Origin of the sequence: Deinococcus aestuarii, from assembly GCF_018863415.1 — a bacterium.
Taxonomy (GTDB): Bacteria; Deinococcota; Deinococci; order Deinococcales; family Deinococcaceae; genus Deinococcus; species Deinococcus aestuarii.
Genome location: NZ_JAHKSN010000008.1, coordinates 93,602 through 110,500 on the forward strand (window position 1 = coordinate 93,602; position 16,899 = coordinate 110,500).

Sequence of the window (16,899 nt, forward strand, 5' to 3'; positions counted from 1 at the left end):
GGGACCGGGGCTCACGTGGGTTCCTCGTCCCAGTCGAGGCCCTGGGAGAGGGCGGGGCGGGGCGCCGCCGGGCGGCCGATCAACCCGAACTGCACGCACAGCCCCCGGAAGCCGAAGGCCACCAGCCCGATGCCGAGCGCCGCCGTCAGGGCCCAGAGGGGCACCCCATACGCCCCCTGCGTCAGGGTGAGGGTGCCCGCCCCCGCGAGCAGGGGGACCCCCAGGCGGTCGCCGAGCCAGCCCAGGAACCCGAAGACCCCCTCCAGAAAGACCGGCAGCAGCAGCAGCACGAGCCCCGCCGTGATCGCCCGCCACGAGGCGTTGCGCCCCCCGAAGGCGAGGTTGAGGAGATACAGCGGCACGAGGGCGAGGAGCGCCAGCCCCAGGAACACGGCGGCCCGCAGCCCCCCCCCGAAGGAATGCGAGGCGCCCGCCGAGGCCGCGTCGAGGCGGCTGGGGCGTTCTCCGGCGGCCTCGCGCTCCACGGCGCCCAGCCCGGCGATGAGGGCCTGCACGTCGGCCGGGCGTGGGGCACGCCGATCCTGCGCGGCGGTGAGGGTCTCCAGAAAGCCGTCGTATCCGCCCGCCGCGGACAGGTCGCCCGGCGCGGCGGAGAGGGCCGCCCGCGCGCGGCCCAGCGCCGCCCTGACCCCCTCGCCGTCCCCGTGCCCGGCGGCGGTGAGCGCCCGGCCGAGGGCCGCGTAGGCCCCGTCCACGCCGCCCGCCCGGTCGGGGCTGGTCTGGGGTGGGGGGCGGACGGCCTGCCGGGCGGGCGTGGGCGCGGGAGAGGTCGCCTGGGGAGGTGTCTGGTTCTCGGCGGTGGACTGCACCACCGGCGCGACCACCCGGGGAGCGGTGGCGAGCGCCGCGTTCAGGGCCGCCGCGCCCTGCCGCAGGGTGCGCAGCGTGGCCGTGAGCCCCGCCGTGTCGCCCGCCGTGAGTTGCCGCAGGGCCTCGTCGAACCCCGCGACCTGCAAGCCGCCCGCGCCGCCCGCGTCCTGCACCACCGTGAACCAGCTTGCCGCCCGGGCGAGGTTGAGATAGGCCGCCGGGGTGCGCTCGGCGCGGGCGGCCCCCAGCGCCAGGCCCACCTTGCTGGCCGCCGCCCGCTGAAGCCGCCACGCGACCCGCTCGGGCCGCGCCGCCCCGGCGTCCCCCGCGAGGGCGGCCCCCGCGGCGGCGCCCAGCCCGAACTCGCGCCCGAGCAGGCGCACCTCCTCGGCGCCCTTCCCAGGGCTGTCCGCGAGGAGGGTCAGGGTCTGGTCGTACAGGGCCCGGCGCATCAGGCCCCGGGCGAGGAGCACCTGGGCCTGCACCTCGGCGGGGGTGCGGGCCAGGGCACCCCGGGCGCGGCCCAGGGCATCGCTCAGCCCGCCCGCGATCTGCGGGTTGCGCAGGCTGGGGGCGAGCCCCGCGAGGGCGGTCTCGGCGCGGTCGAGCTGGGCCAGGGCCCGTTCGGCGCTGGCGGGCCGGGCCTGCGAGGCGGCCTCCAGGCTCGCCGCGAGGGCGCGGTAGGCCGCGAGGTCCTGCGCGCCCGCCGTTCCCGCCGCGAGGGCGGCGGCCAGGGCCAGGGGGGCGGCGAAACGACGTGGGAAAGGATTCATGGGGCCTCCCGCAGGAGCTGCAACTCGGTCAGCAGCCGCCCGACATTGACCTGCGGCCCGGCCACGACCGCCACGCAACACGCGCCGAGGGGCCGCATACAGACCGTCCGCCCGCCCAGGTCGGCCGACATCAGCCGCAGGGCGCGTTTCTGGAACAGCAGGGCGGTCGCGGCGATCACGCTTCCCAGGTTCGCCGCGCCGGAGAGGGAGCGCTCGCGCAGCACCTCTCCCGTCGCCCGGCACACCAGCACCCCCTGCACGCCCGTCATCCGGCCCAGGTGCGCGATCAGGGCGTCCTGGTCGGCGGGATCTTCCAGGTCGTAGGTCCGCTCGCCGGGAGGGGTCATGTGGTCGGGATCGTCGAACTCGAAGTCGTCGGCGCCCAGGAGGGGGCCGTCCTCCCAACTGCCGGTCTCCGCGCCCGGGGTCTCGTCCCAGGCGGCCACGGGGGCCGCCGCGCCGGGGACGGCCTCCCCGCCCGGCGGCCCGGCGAGTTGACGGGCGAGCGCCCCCAGCTCGGCGCGGGCCTGGGCGGCGGGCAGCACCCCCGAGAGCCGCCCCAGCAGCGGGCCTTCGAGCACGCGCCCCATGTCGCGGGCGCTCACGCCCTCGGGGGCGAGCCCCTGCTCGCGCAGCGCCGCCCGCAGCATCGTCTCGGCGGCCCGCTCGGACACGATGCCGGACAGGGTACGCACAGTCAGGTTGTACACGGCATTTGTCATGGCAGACCTGAACGGAGTGTAGGCCGCGCCCGCTTACACTTTTCTCTCAGCCCCGCCGCCGTAGGAGCCGGAGTATTCCCGGAGCGTGTTGAAAAAGCCGCTGCATCGGGACGGCGCCGGTCTCCCCACGGGAGGGATGTTCAGAGCCGCTTGCAGGGGGTGACAGGGCCGTCGCCGTCCTGTCGCCGGGAAACGCGGCCGCGCCGTTCGGACGTGCTCCTACACTGCCCCCATGCCGCACACCGAGTACCGCGTCCGGGCCGAGGTGGACCCGGCCGTCCTGGGCCACCTGCGCGGGGCCGCGTGGGGCGAGCCGGACGACGGGAGCGACTGGCCCGCCGTCCTCGCCCGCAGCCTGACCTGGGTGACGGCCCACGAGGGGAAGCGGCTCGTCGGCTTCGTCAACGTCGCCTGGGACGGGGGCGTCCACGCCTTCCTGCTCGACACGACCGTTCACCCGGACGCGAGGCGGCGCGGGGTGGGCACCCGGCTCGTGAGGACGGCGGCGGACGCGGCGCGGGCGGGCGGCGCCCACTGGCTGCACGTGGACTTCGGGCCCCACCTGACGGCCTTCTACGCGGGCTGCGGCTTTCAGCCCACGGCGGCGGGGCTGCTGCGGCTGCGGTGACGCGTCCCGGCCCCGCCCGCCTATCATCGGGGCCATGACCTCTTCCCCCTCCACCCCGCCCGTGGGCGACCGCCAGGGCGGGCCGCGCGACAAGGGCCGCGAGGTGCAGGCGATGTTCGCCGCCATCGCCCCCCGCTACGACCTGCTCAACCGCGTGCTCAGCCTCGGCGTGGACCGGGGCTGGCGGCGTGAGGCGGCCCGTGAGGCGCTCGGCCTGGGTCCGTCCCGCATCCTCGACGTGGCGACGGGCACGGCGGACTTCGCGCTCGAACTGGCGGCCCGTGCTCCGGGGGCCGAGGTCGTCGGCAGCGACTTCGTGCCGCAGATGCTGGAGATCGGGCGCGCGAAGGCGCGGGCGCGGGGGCTCACGGTCCGGCTGGAGGAGGGCGACGCCCTGAAGCTCCCCTACCCCGACGGCAGCTTCGACGCGGTGACCTGCGCCTTCGGCTTCCGCAACTTCGCCGACTACTCGCGCGGCCTCACCGAGATGTGGCGGGTCCTCTCCCCGGGGGGCCGCCTCGTCATTCTGGAATTTCCGCCGCCCCGCCCCGGCCTCTTCGGGTCCGTTTTCCGCCTCTACTTCCGCCACGTCCTGCCGCGCGTCGGCGCCATGGTCAGCGGCAACGCGGGCGCCTACACCTACCTCCCCGAGAGTGTCCTCGCCTTCCCCGAGCCCGAGCGGCTGGCCGGGCTGATGCACGCCACCGGCTTTCGCACCCGTTACCGCCTGCTGACCTTCGGCATCGCCGCCATCCACGTCGGCGACAAGGGCTGACCCAGCAACAAGGGGACTTCTTCTCCATCACCGGGGCTGGCGCACAATCCGGGTTGTGGACGCTCGCGCCCCTGCGACGCCTCCTCAGTAAGCTCTGCTGACAGCCCCCCTTGAAGGGGAGCCAGAGAGTTCGTGTGGCGTGAAGGGTCCCATCCTTGCCTCCCCCCTGAGGGGAGGTGCCCCGCAGAGGGGTGGACCGGCGCTGTGCGAGCCTTGCGCCTCCGCGACAGCTTCGCCACCCTCTTGTGTTTTACAGAACTACGAAATATTGTAGAACATGCGCAAGTTTCTGTTGGCCCTGGTCCTCCTTCCCGGATGTGCCCGCGCGCAGGGGGGTGATCCCCTGGCGCCGCTGCTGGACTTCGCACGCAGGCAGCCGGGGGACGTGGCGGTGGTGACCCACGCCGTTCGCCCGGACGGCACGCCCGACCCGGCGCGGCACCGGCTCACGTGGAATGCGGCCCGGCCCATGCCGCTCGCCAGCACGCGCAAGATCGTGCTGCTGGCCGCCTACGCGCGGGCGGTGGAGGCCGGGCGGCTGGACCCGCACACACCCGTGCGGCTCTCGGAGTGGGAGGCGTCCTACGTCCCCGGCATCGACGGCGGCGCCCACCCGGCGAGCTTGAGGGCGCTGGACATCCCCGCCGACGCGCAGGGGCGGGCGCGGGACGGCTCGCGGACGGTGCCCCTCGACACCCTCGCCCAGTTCATGATCGAGACGAGCGACAACGCCGCCGCCGACCTGATCCTCTCGCGGCTGGGACCGGGGGCCATCCCCGGGACGGTCCGCGCCCTGGGGCTGACCGGGCAGGAGGACTTCGGCCCGGTCCTCGGCATGGTCGGCAACTGGGCCGCGCCGGACGCCCTGAACGTCTACGCGGGGCAACCCCTGGCGACCCGGGTCGCGCGGGACTGGGCGAAGGCGGATGACCTGAGCCGGGACGCGGAGGCACGCAGGAACCTGACCCGGCTGCCGTCCTGGCCCGCTGCCGCCGAGCAGGCGAGGCTGGCCGACGCCACCGACCCGCGCGGCACCGCGAACGACTTCGCGGGGCTGATGGCGCGCGTGCTGACCGGGGCGGGCCTGGGCAAGACCGAGTTGGAGGTCATGCGGCGCCACCTGGGCTGGCCGCTGCGCGTGAATCCCGACAACGCGCAGGCGTTCACGGCCCTGTACGCCAAGGGCGGGAGCCTGACGGGCGTGCTCACGAACACCTTCGCCCTCGCGCCCAGGGTGGGCCCGCGTGCCGGGGAGCGGCTCGTCGTCAGCGTGTTCCTGCGCCGCATTCCGCCGGACGAATATGCCCGGCTGACGCAGAACCTCGAAGGGGCCATGCTCTCGGTCGCCCTCCTCCCGGGCGAGGCCCAGCGCCTGCTCGGGGCCCTGCAAAGCCGGTAGACTCGGCCCGGTGAACGGCTCTCCGGACCTCGAAGCCCGCCTGCGCGCCCTGGAGGAGCGGGTGCGGGCGCTGGAGGCCGGGCGAGCAGGGGCCGCGCCGCCGACCGGGAGTGAGGACTTCTGGGCGCTCGACACCCTGACGGGCCGTTACCCGCAGGGGGCGGTGCTCTTTTCCGGCCACGTCGAGTTGCCCACGGGCGAGCGGTACGGCTGGCAGGAGACGGCGCTTGCCCCCGACCTCCTCGCCGCCGACTGGGCGGAGGCCGCCCCCGCCCTCGCCGCCCTGGGCCACCCCCTGCGGCTCGCGCTGCTGCGTGCCGTCCTGCACGGGCAGCGCACTACGGCGGACCTCCAGGCCCAGCCGGACCTCGCCGGGGCCGGGAAGCTCTACCATCACCTGCGCGAGTTGCAGGCCGCCGGGTGGCTGACCCCGCAGGGCCGGGGCCGCTACGGGGTGCCCGGCGCGCGCGTCGTGCCCCTGCTGGCGATCCTGCGCGCCACCGGGCCGCTGCCTGCCGAATCGGGCGGGGAGCGGGGTTGACCGGAACCCTGGGAAAAGGACGGGCCTGGGCGTACCGGATGGGCCGACCCCAGGCGGACAGAGGCGGACCGCCCCTCGATGTGTCGGGTGGCGCCGACGCGGTGGAGTCCTCCGAACCTCACCCCTTCGCCTGGAGGCCACCACCGCCGCGTCGGCAAGGGCGGGCCGTCGGCCGACTCCACGAGCGGCGGTCCGGACGACCCGGCGACAAGCCTGATTCCTCGCGCCCCGACATCCCCGACTCGCACAGCTTTGACGCCCCTTCCATTCAGCGCCGTCTTTTGGTCATCACCACCGACGAGGCGCCTTGCTCTTCCCGTCTCCTTTCGAGGTGCGGCCATAAACGCCCCTTCACCCGAGTCTCGCCCGCCCGCCGACTCCGGGGGGGCAGGCTGACCTCATGACCGACGACCAGAAGCAGGGGTACGATCCCGCCAACACGTCGCCCGCCGAGGGGCAGAGCCACGCCATTCCCGACGCGGCGCGCGGCCAGGACCCGGACATCGACCCCGCCGACAAGGATTCGGCGGAAGGGGACCGCGACGAGGTGGAGGGCAGCGCCACCCCGGGCCGTGACTGAGCCTCTGCTGGGCCCGCCCGAGGGTGAGCGGCCCCTGAACGCGGCCCGCCCTGAACCGGAGCGGGCCGAACTGCTGGGCTGGATGTTCGACCGCGTGCACGAGGCGTACGGCGACCGCGCCCACGAGCCCCGGCGCGAGCCCATGCACGAGCTGATCAGCACCATCCTCTCCCAGCGCACGACCCATCAGGACGAGGAAGCCGCCTATCAGGAACTGCGGCAACTCGGCGACTGGAACACGATCATCGACACGCCGACCGAGGTCGTCGCGCACGCAATCCGGCGCAGCAACTACCCCGAGAGCAAGGCGCCGCGCATCCAGGCCACCCTGCGGGCCATCCGCGAGCAGCGGGGCGGGTACAGCCTCGACTTCCTCGCCGAGTTGCCGGTGAAGGACGCGATGAAGTGGCTCACCGACCTGCCGGGGGTGGGTCTCAAGACCGCCTCGCTCGTCTTGCTGTTCAACTACGCGCGGCCCGTCTTCCCGGTGGACACCCACGTCCACCGCGTCAGCACGCGGGTCGGCGCGATTCCCCGCATGGGCGAGCAGGCGGCGCACCGGGCGCTTCTCAAGCTCCTGCCGCCCGACCCGCCCTTCCTGTACGAGCTGCACCTCAACCTGCTGAGGCACGGCCAGCGGGTGTGCACGTGGACCAGTCCCCGGTGCCCGGCTTGTGTCCTGCGCGAACGCTGCGACGCCCACGCGATCTACGGGAACAACGTGCCGAGCTTCGGGGAGAAGCCGGGGAAATCTTCGTAAGACAGGGAGAGATTCTCCTCAATCGTTCGTTTTCCTCACGTCACGATAATCAGAGACCATGACACCAACCCAAATCGGTCCGTCGCGCTCAAGCACAACGTCCACCTCTATTTCGTCGTCGTAGGCAGTGATGACTATGCCTGTTGTGACTTGAAAGAGTCTGGTCAGTTCTTAAGTGAGCCGTTGGCATTCAGACGCACGCGGTTTTGTTCGTCCCTATTGTTGAAGTCGGCCCAAACCCTCGCGGTCATCGAAAACTCAGCCCCGCTCACGCTCCCGCAGCACGAGCTGGATCAGCCCCAGGGTCACGAGTTCCGCCTCCTCGGGCCGGATGGGGCGCAATTCCTCCACCACGAAGCGGCGCGAGAAGACGCTGCGGCGTTTGCGGACCCGGAAGGCGGGCTGTCCGGCGGCGTCGGTGACCGTGTAGGTCGGATTGACGAGGTAGTCGAAGCCCAGCGCGATCACGTCGCCGATAAGGGGGATGGCGTCGAAGACCCCCTCCACCACGCTCATCCAGGGCTGGTCGTCGAGGATGGTGAATTCCACGCGCTCGTCCGGGCCCAGAAGTTCGTAGCTCGCCGCCCAGAGGGTGCGCAGGCCCCGGGCCTGGAGCGAGCCGACCAGGGGGCCGTCCAGGCGCCGAATCTCGCGCCGGGCCCGCCAGTCGAGCGCCCCCGCCATCAGTCCCCGGGCGCGGATGCCGTGCGTCTGCTGGCGCCTGGCCTCATCGGCGTAGACCCTCACCTCGTCGCGGACGCTGAAGAACTTCTCCTTGACGACGGCGACGAGGCGGCCCTCGGCGTCCGTGACGCGCAGCTCGGTCAGGAGGCTGAACTTGAATTCGAGCGTGAGGGGAAAGGTGGGGTTCACACCCCGGGGTACGGACTCAGGCGGGGTCCGGTTCCCACCCGCCCAGGTGGGTGCCGGGAGCAACGCCCGCCCCCTGCGCCCACACCTGAGCGGGCTGGGCCCTGCGCGCCTCGGGCTGGACGGTCTGGATTCGCACCGCGCCCACGCCGCACGCGACGGTCAACCCGCCCTCGTCCACCCCCAGCACCTCGCCGGGCTGGCCCGACCCCTGCGTGACGCTCAGGCCACTCAGCTTGAGGCGGGCACCGTTCAGGAAGGCGGTCGTCTGAGGCCACGCGGCCACCCCCCGGTAACGGTTCACCACCGCCCGCGCGCCCTCCCCCCAGCGCACGAAGCCGTCCTCCTTCACGAGCATGGGGGCGTGGGTGGCCTGGGCGTCGTCCTGCGGGGTGGGGGAGAGGTCGGGGAGACGGGCGAGCGCGTCCACGATCAGCCGCGACGCCTGCGCGCTCAGCGCGTCCGCGAGTTCGATGCTCGTCCACCCGGGCGCGATGGGCAGGGCCTCTTGCAGCAGGACCGGGCCCGTGTCCATCCCCTCGTCGGTCTGCATGATCGTCGTGCCCGTGACCGTCTCGCCCCGGATCAGGGCCCACTGGATCGGCGCCGCGCCCCGGTAGGCGGGGAGGAGGCTGGTGTGCGTGTTCAGGAAGCCGAAGCGGGGAACGGCGAGCAGGGAGCCGGGCAGAATCTTCCCGTACGCGCAGGTGACGGCCACGTCCGCCCCGCTCTCGCGCAACCGCTCCTCGAAGGTCAGGTTCCCCCGCAGTTTCTTCGGCTGCGCCAGCGGCAGGCCCAGTTCAACGGCCCGGGCGGCAACGGGCGGTGGCGTGAGTTTGAGTCCCCGCCCCACCGGCTTATCGGGCTGCGCGACCACGAGGACGACCTCGAAGCGTTCGCGGATTGCCTCCAGCACCGGCAGGGCGAAGGCGGGCGAACCGAAAAAAGCGACGCGCGGGGGGGTCAACCCTGGGCCTCCAGCGTTTGCAGGTAAGCGCGGGCCCGGCCCTTCAACTCGGCCAGATACTCGACGTACTCCTCGGTCACGTATCCGGGCAGGCGGTCGAGGTAATACAGGCCGTGCAGGTGGTCGGTCTCGTGCTGGAAGATGCGCGCGAGGAAGGCGTCGGCTTCTATGCTGCGCCGCTCGCCGCCCAGATCGGTGTAGGTCACGCGGATTTCACTGTGGCGGGGCACGTCCGTCCGCTTGAGGCCGGGAATGCTCAGACAGCCCTCGCCGAAGTCGGTGTCCACGCGGTCGGAGAGGGGCTCGACGACCGGGTTGAGCATCACGAACTCGCGCAGCGCACGGGCCCTCAGCGGCTTGCCCTCCTCCGTGTCGTCGTCGTACTCGACCGCCACGAAAATCTGGTGGGGGAGGCCGACCTGGGGCCCGGCCAGTCCCGCCCCGCGTGCCTCGTACATCGTCTCCAGCATCGCGCGGGCGACCTCCTGCAAGGACTGGGGGGCAAAGCCGGGCACCTGCACGGGAGCGCTCAGGTCCTCAATGGCCTGTGCCTGTCCCCTCAATACCGGGTCGCCGTAGAGCCGGATGGGATAGACGCTTCCCGTCTGGGTCACTTCGCCCGTTCCTTGCCCGCGTCGGCGAGGGAATTCAGGTACGCCTTCGCCTGACGCTGCATGGACGCGAGGGCCTTGCGGTGGTCTTCCGTCACCTCGGGGGGCAGGCGGTCGAGGAAGAACACGCCGTCGAGGTGGTCGGTCTCGTGCTGGAAGACGCGGGCGAGGTAGTCGTCGGCCTCGATGACCCGCTCCTGCCCGTCGAGGTCGGTGTAGCGGACCTGCACGGCGCGGGCACGGGGCACGCCCTCCTCGTAGATGCCGGGGATGCTCAGGCAGCCTTCCTGGTAGGAGCGGTCCTTTTTCTTGTCGACGACGGTCAGCACCGGGTTGAGCATCACGAACTCGCGCAGGACGCGGGACTTGAGGGGCGCGTCGCCGCCCTCGTGTTCCTCCTCGTCGTCCTCGTACTCGGCGGCCACGAACAGCCGCACGGGCAGGCCCACCTGGGGGGCGGCCAGCCCGACGCCGCGCGCCTCGAACATGGTCTCCAGCATGGTGTTCGCCACCTCGCGCACGGTCTGGGGTCCGGCGCCGGGCACGGTGAGGGTGTCTCCGGGGCTCAGGGGCCGCGCCTTGCGGCGCAGCACGGGATCACCGTACAGGCGGATGGGGTAGACGCGGGGGGCCTGGGCCATAGCACCCCTTTTTACCAGAGCCTCACCGCGCCGCGTCGCCGTGCCTGCACTTTTGCCGCGAAGGTGCCCCCGGCCCCCTCCGAAGGTGTGGCCCGGCCCCAGGGTCCTCTCACGCCCTCCCCACCCCGCCCCCCTAGCGTCAGGGGGACCGACGCCCCACCCGCCGAAGCCCGACCAGGAGGTTTTCCACCCATGCCCACCCGACCTGTCCTCGTCCTGACCGCCGCGCTGCTCGCCTCCCTGGCCGCCGCGCAGACGGCGCAGCCCGCAACCACGCCCACCACGACGGCCACCCCCGCCCCTACCGGGGACGCAGCCGGGGCCGCCGCCGAGGCCCGGCAGCTCGCCGAGCGGGCCCGCGCCACCTATCCGCAGGGCAGCGCGAACATCGACCAGACCCTCTGGAAACAGGCCGCCGCCGCCGCCGACCGGGCCGCGCAGCTTGAACCCCAGAACCCGGAATACCTGCGCCTGCGCGCCCAGATCTACACCGAGGTCGGCTTCTGGCGTCAGGCGGAGCTCGCCTGGGCCGCGTACTTCCGGGTCACGCCCGCCGCCCCCGGGAGTGCGGAGGCGAAGCAGGCCGCGTCCGTCCAGTACAACCTCGGTTACGCCGCCTACACGCGCAACCAGCCGACCGAGGCCGCGCGCTTTTTCTCCGCCTGCCTGGAGTTCGACCCGGCGAGCGTGCCCTGCGCGACCTGGGCCGCCCGCACCGCGCTGGAGGCCGGGGACTACGCCCGCGCCCAGACCCTCTACAGCCGGGCGCTGAGCCTCGCCCCCGGGGACAAGACGCTCACGTACTTCCAGGGGGTGGCGCAGCGGGCCAGCCGCTACGGCCCCGCCGCCACCCGCGCCTTCAGCCGGGCGTACGCGGACCTCGACGCCGGGCGCAAACCGCAGGCGCTCGCCGGATTCCAGGAGGCCGCCCGGAGTGCGCCCAACTTCATCGAGGCGTGGCGGGAGGCCGGGAAGCTCGCCCTCGACCTCGGAAACGCCCAGGCCGCCCGCGCCGCCTATCAGGCCGCCGCCGCCCTGCCCGAGGCGAACGCGGCGGACCGCTACAACCTCACGGTCGCGCAGGAGGGCGAGCGGTACGGGCTCGCCGCCACGCGCGCTTTCCGCGACGCCTACGCGAGGTACGCGGCGGGCGACAAGGCTGGGGCCGAGGCCGGATTCCTGGCCGCCACCCAGCAGAACCCGCAGTACGCCAAGGCCTGGTCGTGGCTGGGCCGCACCCGCTACGAGGGGCAGAACTTCACCGGGGCCGCCGACGCCTACGCCCAGGCGGTGCGCCTCGACCCGGCCGACCGGGCGAGCGCGTACTACCTGCGGCTCGCGCAGCAGGGGAAGTAGGGCATCCACCTCTCCCTTGAACGGGGTCTGGTGTCTGGCCGGGCCCCTCCCTTCTCACCTTTGTTCACGCCCCCATCAGATTCAGCCCATACGCTGGGGCTATGCGCTCCCCTGCTCTGCTTCTGCTCCCCCTCACCCTGACGCTCGCGGCGTGCGGCTCGCGCGGCGTGCAGGCCCCGGACGCCTACGACCTCAGCGGCACCATCGGCGGCAACTGGGGCACCGACGCCCGGCTGCGCCTCGCGCTGGTGGGCACGGGCTTTCCCGACGTGCTGACCAACGACGGCAACCAGGCCCAGAACGTCGTCTCGACCGGGGTGAACGCGTGGAACTTCGGCTTCGACCTTCCCGACCGGCCCAGCCTGACCAGCCTGTTCGGGGCGTATCAGGTCGTCGCGTACAACGACGCCAACAACACGGGCACGTACGAGGTCGGCGAGACCTTCGCCCGCAACAAGCAGTGGCTGATCTACAGCACCATCAGCGGCAATGTCCCCGCCATCACCCTGCCCGGGGGCGGCGAGGAGATCACGCCCGCCATGACGGTGAGCGCGGGCTGGAACCTCTATGACCGCAACTTCCCCCTCAGCGACACCAACCCCCGCCCAGCGGGCAAGGTGACGGGCTACGACATCAGCCGCTGACCCTCAGAAGGACCGCTCTGGACGCTGCCACCCCGGCGGCGTTCTTTTTTGGCCCCTACAGATTCTCCCTGAAAAATGCCACGCTCCGGTCGAGCGCCAACCGCAGGTTCCGGCTGAGGTTGTGGTTGTCGCCCTCGTAGCGGTAGGCCTCCACGCCCTGCCCGGCGGCGCGTAGGTCGTCCGCGAGGTTCTTCTGGAAGGTGTAGGGCACGTCCTCGTCGGCGGTGCCGTGGTGAAGCTGGAGGGGCCGCCCGTTGAGGTCTTCGAGGGAGGCGTTGGGGCTGAGCAGCCGCAGGTAACGCCGCTGGAGGGGTTCGAGGGTGGGCCGCTGGGTCTCCGGCGCCCGGTTCCAGTCGGTCGCCAGCACGTCGTAGCTCGCCACCACGCCCGCCCAGAGGGAGGCGGCCCGGAGGTCTCGGTCCACCAGCATCGCGCGGAGGGAGAGCTGGCCGCCCATCGAGTGACCCCACAGGCCCAACCGCTTTTCGTTCACCCGCGAGTCACGTTTGAGGCTCGCGGCGGCGTTGAGCACGTCCACCGTATAGCCGGGATCGTCGTACCCGCCGAGCGCCACCCCCTCCGACTCGCCGTGCCCCCGGTAGTCGCTCTTGAGGGTCACGAAGCCCGAGCGCGCGAAGGCGTCCTGATACGCCACGTACCGCTCGGTCGTCCGGTACTCGTCCGGCGGAATGTACCCGTGGTTGAACACGATGGCGGGCCACCCTCCGGCGGGGGGCGTGCCGCGCGGCACCGTGAGGAGCGCGTAGATGGTCAGCCCGTCCGACTCGTAGCTCACAACCTGCCGGGAGTAGTTCGCGCCCGGGTTCAGGTTCCGCACGACGGTCAGCGCACTGCCCGGGTACTCGCGCGCCCGCAGCGCCTGGATGCTGTTGGGCTGCCGGGCGACGAGGGCCTCCAGCGCCGCGTCCGTCACCCCACCGAGGGGCGGGGCGGGGGTGGGCGCCGGGGTCTGTGACGGATTCGTCTGCGTCTCCCGCTCCACCCACGGCACCTCGAAGGGCAACCGCTCCGGCTGGGTGACGGCGACGTACCCGGCCCCCGCGACGAGGGCGAGCAGGGCGAGGCTGAGGAGGCGCCTCATGGGGAGCGGCCAGCCCCCAACAGCCAGTCTCTAGCGGAGGCACTCGGACCGCTGGCCGCTCCCCTCACAGCCGCTCCTTGAAGAAGGCCACCGACCGCGCCAGCGCCGTGTACAGGTTGCGCGTCAGATCGTGGTTGTCCCCCGGGTAGACGTAGCTCTGCACCGGCTTGCCGATGCTCCGGAGCTGGGTCACGAGCGACGTGTGGAAGGCCACGGGCACGTCCTCGTCCGCCGTGCCGATGTGGAGCTGGAGGGGGCCGCCGAGGTCACGCAGGTAGGAGTTCGCGCTGAGGGTATTCCAGAACTTCGGGTTGGCCTTCGGCGTGCCGTACTTCGCCACCGCCTTCTTCCGCAGTTCGAGGACCCGGCGCGGGATGGAGGCGGGGACGGGACTGTTCCACTCGTTCATGATCTGGTCGTAGTCGCCGACCACCCCGGCCCAGATCACGCCCGCCTTGATGCTGGGGTCGATGACCATCGCCCGCAGGGTGACGAAACCGCCCATCGAGTGCCCCCACATGCCGATGCGGTTCGCGTTCACCCGAGGGTCCTTTTTCAGGCTGGCGAGCGCGTTCATCACGTCGGTGGTGTAGCCGGGCGAGTAGTAGCCGCCCAGCGCCTCCCCCTGGCTGCTCCCGTGGCCGCGGTAGTCGCTCTTGAGGGTCACGAAGCTCGCGCGGGCGAAGGCGTCCTGATAGGCGACGTACCGCTCGGTCGTCCGGTAGACGTTCGGCGGGATGTAACCGTGGTTGAACACGACGGCGGGCCACCCTCCGGCGGGCGGCGTGCCGTTGGGAACGGTGAGGAGCGCGTTGATCCGCAGCCCGTCCGAGAGGTAGCTCACCACGTAGCGTTTGTAGTTGCTCCCGGCGCGGAGGGTCTGCCGCACGGTGAGGGCGCTGCCCGGGTATGCCTTCTGCCGGGCGGCGGGAATGCTCATCTGGGCGGCGTCCACTTTCGCCAGCGCCGCCGCCGACTGGGCGTGCACGGTGGGGGCACCGAGGGCAAGCAGGGACGGCAGCAGGAAACGGGCTCGCTTCATGCGGGCAGGCTAAAGGCCACAGGTGAGCGCGACGGGATGACGTGCCACCAAAGCGGGCAGAGCGAACGTTCAGCGCCCCCTCAAGCCCCTGTCATGGGCTCACAGCCGAGCGTCCAGCGGCTCGCTCTCCAGCGCCAGCACGCCGAGGACGCACTCGTGGACCCGCCCCACGCCCGCCTCCTCGACGAGACGGTGCAGCCCCTCCAGCCCGAGGTGAAACTCGCGCAGGGCCCGGCTCCGCTTGGCCGCCAGCGAGCGGGAACGCAGGCGCGTCAGGTTCTCCGGTCGCGTGTACTCCGGCCCGTAGATGATCCGCAGATATTCCCGGCCCCGCACCTTCACGGCGGGTTGCAGGCCGCGCTTGTCCGGGTTGAGGAAGGCGAGCGGCTTGACGACCATGCCCTCGCCGCCCTGTTCGGTGAGGGAGAGCCACCAGTCGGTCGCCTCCCGCTCGCTCGCCTCCTCCCCCAGGGTGACGACGCGGTGGGCGGTGCAACCGAAGAGCGTGGGGTCCGCCTCCGCCAACCGCCCCAGCGTGCCCAGGTGCCAGAGGTGGTCCCTGTCCGTGTGAACGGCCCCCTCCGAGGCGAGGAGGTGGAAGGGCCGAATCTGCACGTCCCCCGGCCCCTCGACCCGGCGGACGTAGGCGCGGTAGGCGTCCCGGTAGGCGAGGAGATTGCCTCTACGCTCGCGGGTCCGTTCGAGCAGTTCACCGACTTCGAGACCACGCGCCCGCGCCGCCTCCAACGCCGTCACGGCGGCAGGCAGGGCCGCGTTCCCCGCCGCGCCGACCGCCGCGTACTGATTCCGAATCAGCTCCTCCGCCTTCAGGCTCCACGGCAGGATTTCGGCGTCCAGGACGAGCCAGCCCGTGTTCAGTGTCTCCCACAGCCCGGCGCGGGTGACGGCGGCTTGAGCGCGGGTCAGCACGTCCGCCTCCCAGTCCTCCTTGAAGAAGGGGCGCCCGGTGCGGGTATAAATGCGGCCTGTTCCCGCTCCGAAATGCTGCCGGGCCGTTTCCTCATCCCGGCTCAACACGAGGACGGCGCGGCTGCCCATGTGCTTCTCCTCGCACACGACCTGAAAGACGCCCTGCGAGCGGAAGTACGCGAAGGCTTCCTGCGGATGTTCCAGGTAGCCCTCCCGCGCGCTCGTCTCGACCGGGCTCATCGTGGGCGGGAGGTAGGGGCACCACGCCGGATCCACCCCGAAGCGCCCGAAGGTCTCGACCGCCGCCGCCCGCTCGCCCTCGCGCAGGGCGATGCCGCCGAAGGTCCGCGTCTCGATCCGCGCCTTGACGGTCAGGGCGGCGAGGTTGGGCATCCCGTCCGTTCCCGGCGTCTCTGGTGCGGTTATAGGACGCGCGGGCACGGCGTACTGGGCGTGGGCGGGCACGCTCACGGTCTCCATCTCCGGGTAACGCAGCGCGGTCAGCGAGCCGCCGAACGCGCAGCCCGTGTCGATGTTGAGGGTCCGGTTGACCCACCTCGGCTGGGCGACGGGGGTATGTCCGTAGACCACGTAGGCCGGGCCCCGGTACTCCTGCGCCCAGTCGCGCCGCACGGGGAGGCCGAGTTCGTCCGTGCTCCCGTCCACGTCGCCGTAGAGGGCAAAGCTCCGCACCCGCCCCGACGCTCGCCCCTGGTATCTCTCCGGCAACCCCGCGTGTGCGACGACCACCCGCCCGCCGTCGAGGACGAGGTGGCTCACCAAGCCGTCGAGGAAGGTCCGCACCCGCGCCCGGAACTCCGGCCCCGCCTCCTCCAACTGAGCCAGCGTCACATCTAGCCCATGCTGCGCCTTGACCGCCTTGCCGTCCAGGGCCCGCTTGAGCTTGTCGTCGTGGTTGCCGGGGACGCACAGGGCCGCACCTGCCTGGACCATCCCCATGACCAGCCGCAGCACGCCCGCGCTGTCCGGTCCCCGGTCCACGAGGTCGCCCACGAAGACGGCGGTGCGCCCCGTGGGAGGGGTGACGGTCTCGCTCTCCAGCCGGTAGCCCAGCCGCTCCAGCAACTCCCGCAACTCGGGCAGGCAGCCGTGAACGTCGCCGATAAAGTCGAAGGGGCCCGTCAACTCCTTGCGGTTGGTGTAGAGGGGGACGCGGGTGACCGTCGCCGCTCCCACCTCCTCTTCCGAGTGCAGCACCCAGACGTGCCGGAAACCCTCCTTCTGGAGACCGCGCAGGGTCCGCCGCAACTCCGAGACCTGCCGCCCAATCACGGAGGCCGGGAAGTTCCGGTCCGTCCGGGCCGCGTGCCGGGCTTCCAGCACGGAGCGCGGTAGGTCGAGGACGATGGCGACGGGCAGCACGTCATGTGCCCGCGCGAGGTCCACCAGACGCCGCCGGTCCTCCGGGCGCACGCTCGTCGCGTCCACCACGGTCAGCCGACCTCGCGCCAGCCGCTTCCCTCCGACGAAGAACAGGCTGTCGAAGGCGTCCCCCGTCGCCTCCAGGCTGTTCTCGTCGTCGCTGACGAGGACGCGGAAGAAGTCGCTGCTCAGCACCTCGCTGGGGAGGAAGTGCCGCGCGGCGAAGGACGACTTGCCGGAGGAGGACGCACCGACGAGGGCGACGAGGGAGAGTTCGGGGAGGGGGATGTGCATGGAAGGGGCCTCAAGCGCCGATGCTCGCACACGGGAGGGAACCGGGCATG

Annotated in this window: 17 protein-coding genes; 8 read left to right on the forward strand and 9 right to left on the reverse strand. The window is 72.1% G+C overall.

What is annotated here, in order from left to right; translation table 11 throughout:
• Positions 1-11: 11 nt before the first annotated feature.
• Both IC605_RS11815 and IC605_RS11820 read right to left on the reverse strand, forming a co-directional pair.
• Positions 12-1,604 (reverse strand): hypothetical protein, encoded by a 1,593-nt coding sequence (locus IC605_RS11815; protein ID WP_216323839.1) that lies wholly within the window; start codon positions 1,602-1,604, stop codon positions 12-14.
• Positions 1,601-2,299 (reverse strand): roadblock/LC7 domain-containing protein, encoded by a 699-nt coding sequence (locus IC605_RS11820; RefSeq protein WP_343216591.1) that lies wholly within the window; start codon positions 2,297-2,299, stop codon positions 1,601-1,603. Before IC605_RS11820 ends, IC605_RS11815 begins: the two co-directional genes overlap by 4 nt.
• Positions 2,300-2,558: 259 nt before the next feature.
• On the opposite strand from IC605_RS11820, the gene IC605_RS11825 reads away from it, so the two are divergent.
• From IC605_RS11825 to IC605_RS11850, 6 genes are all read left to right on the forward strand, one after another.
• Positions 2,559-2,954 carry a GNAT family N-acetyltransferase gene (locus tag IC605_RS11825; protein ID WP_216323847.1) on the forward strand — a complete coding sequence of 132 codons (396 nt, stop codon included), beginning with the start codon at positions 2,559-2,561 and terminating at the stop codon, positions 2,952-2,954.
• Between the two features lie 34 nt (positions 2,955-2,988).
• Positions 2,989-3,729 carry a bifunctional demethylmenaquinone methyltransferase/2-methoxy-6-polyprenyl-1,4-benzoquinol methylase UbiE gene (gene ubiE, locus IC605_RS11830; RefSeq protein WP_216323850.1) on the forward strand — a complete coding sequence of 247 codons (741 nt, stop codon included), beginning with the start codon at positions 2,989-2,991 and terminating at the stop codon, positions 3,727-3,729.
• A 277-nt stretch (positions 3,730-4,006) separates the two neighbouring features.
• Entirely contained in the window at positions 4,007-5,128 is a 1,122-nt protein-coding gene (locus IC605_RS11835; RefSeq protein WP_216323852.1) for a serine hydrolase, read from the forward strand.
• Positions 5,129-5,138: 10 nt separating this feature from the next.
• Positions 5,139-5,669, forward strand: a complete 531-nt coding sequence (locus IC605_RS11840) for a helix-turn-helix domain-containing protein (protein WP_216323854.1) — start codon at positions 5,139-5,141, stop codon at positions 5,667-5,669.
• A 400-nt stretch (positions 5,670-6,069) separates the two neighbouring features.
• The gene (locus tag IC605_RS11845; protein ID WP_216323857.1) at positions 6,070-6,249 is read left to right on the forward strand and encodes a hypothetical protein; all 180 of its coding nucleotides are present in this window, start codon (positions 6,070-6,072) and stop codon (positions 6,247-6,249) included.
• An 82-nt stretch (positions 6,250-6,331) separates the two neighbouring features.
• Positions 6,332-7,009, forward strand: a complete 678-nt coding sequence (locus IC605_RS11850; RefSeq protein WP_216324108.1) for a monofunctional DNA glycosylase — start codon at positions 6,332-6,334, stop codon at positions 7,007-7,009.
• Between the two features lie 258 nt (positions 7,010-7,267).
• Here IC605_RS11850 and IC605_RS11855 read toward each other — a convergent pair whose 3' ends face one another.
• The 4 genes from IC605_RS11855 to def are packed head-to-tail and all read right to left on the reverse strand — an operon-like array spanning position 7,268 to position 10,098.
• Positions 7,268-7,882, reverse strand: a complete 615-nt coding sequence (locus IC605_RS11855; protein ID WP_216323861.1) for an LURP-one-related/scramblase family protein — start codon at positions 7,880-7,882, stop codon at positions 7,268-7,270.
• A 16-nt stretch (positions 7,883-7,898) separates the two neighbouring features.
• Positions 7,899-8,846 carry a methionyl-tRNA formyltransferase gene (gene fmt, locus IC605_RS11860; RefSeq protein ID WP_216323865.1) on the reverse strand — a complete coding sequence of 316 codons (948 nt, stop codon included), beginning with the start codon at positions 8,844-8,846 and terminating at the stop codon, positions 7,899-7,901.
• A complete protein-coding gene (locus tag IC605_RS11865; RefSeq protein WP_343216593.1) occupies positions 8,843-9,460 on the reverse strand; it encodes a peptide deformylase in 618 nt (205 codons plus the stop codon). The genes fmt and IC605_RS11865 overlap by 4 nt, the downstream gene beginning before the upstream one ends.
• Positions 9,457-10,098 carry a peptide deformylase gene (gene def / locus IC605_RS11870; RefSeq protein WP_216323867.1) on the reverse strand — a complete coding sequence of 214 codons (642 nt, stop codon included), beginning with the start codon at positions 10,096-10,098 and terminating at the stop codon, positions 9,457-9,459. Before def ends, IC605_RS11865 begins: the two co-directional genes overlap by 4 nt.
• Before the next feature lie 192 nt (positions 10,099-10,290).
• Between def and IC605_RS11875 the strand changes: the two genes are divergently transcribed.
• Positions 10,291-11,454, forward strand: a complete 1,164-nt coding sequence (locus IC605_RS11875; protein WP_216323870.1) for a tetratricopeptide repeat protein — start codon at positions 10,291-10,293, stop codon at positions 11,452-11,454.
• A 101-nt stretch (positions 11,455-11,555) separates the two neighbouring features.
• Positions 11,556-12,098: a hypothetical protein gene (locus tag IC605_RS11880; protein WP_216323872.1), complete on the forward strand. Its 543-nt coding sequence runs from the start codon at positions 11,556-11,558 to the stop codon at positions 12,096-12,098.
• A gap of 55 nt (positions 12,099-12,153) precedes the next feature.
• On the opposite strand, the gene IC605_RS11885 is transcribed toward IC605_RS11880, so the two are convergent.
• The 3 genes from IC605_RS11885 to IC605_RS11895 form a co-directional block, all read right to left on the reverse strand.
• Positions 12,154-13,200, reverse strand: a complete 1,047-nt coding sequence (locus tag IC605_RS11885) for an alpha/beta hydrolase family protein (RefSeq protein ID WP_216323874.1) — start codon at positions 13,198-13,200, stop codon at positions 12,154-12,156.
• A gap of 64 nt (positions 13,201-13,264) precedes the next feature.
• The gene (locus IC605_RS11890; protein WP_216323877.1) at positions 13,265-14,242 is read right to left on the reverse strand and encodes an alpha/beta hydrolase family protein; all 978 of its coding nucleotides are present in this window, start codon (positions 14,240-14,242) and stop codon (positions 13,265-13,267) included.
• Positions 14,243-14,341: 99 nt separating this feature from the next.
• Entirely contained in the window at positions 14,342-16,849 is a 2,508-nt protein-coding gene (locus IC605_RS11895; RefSeq protein WP_216323880.1) for a polynucleotide kinase-phosphatase, read from the reverse strand.
• Positions 16,850-16,899: the final 50 nt, after the last annotated feature.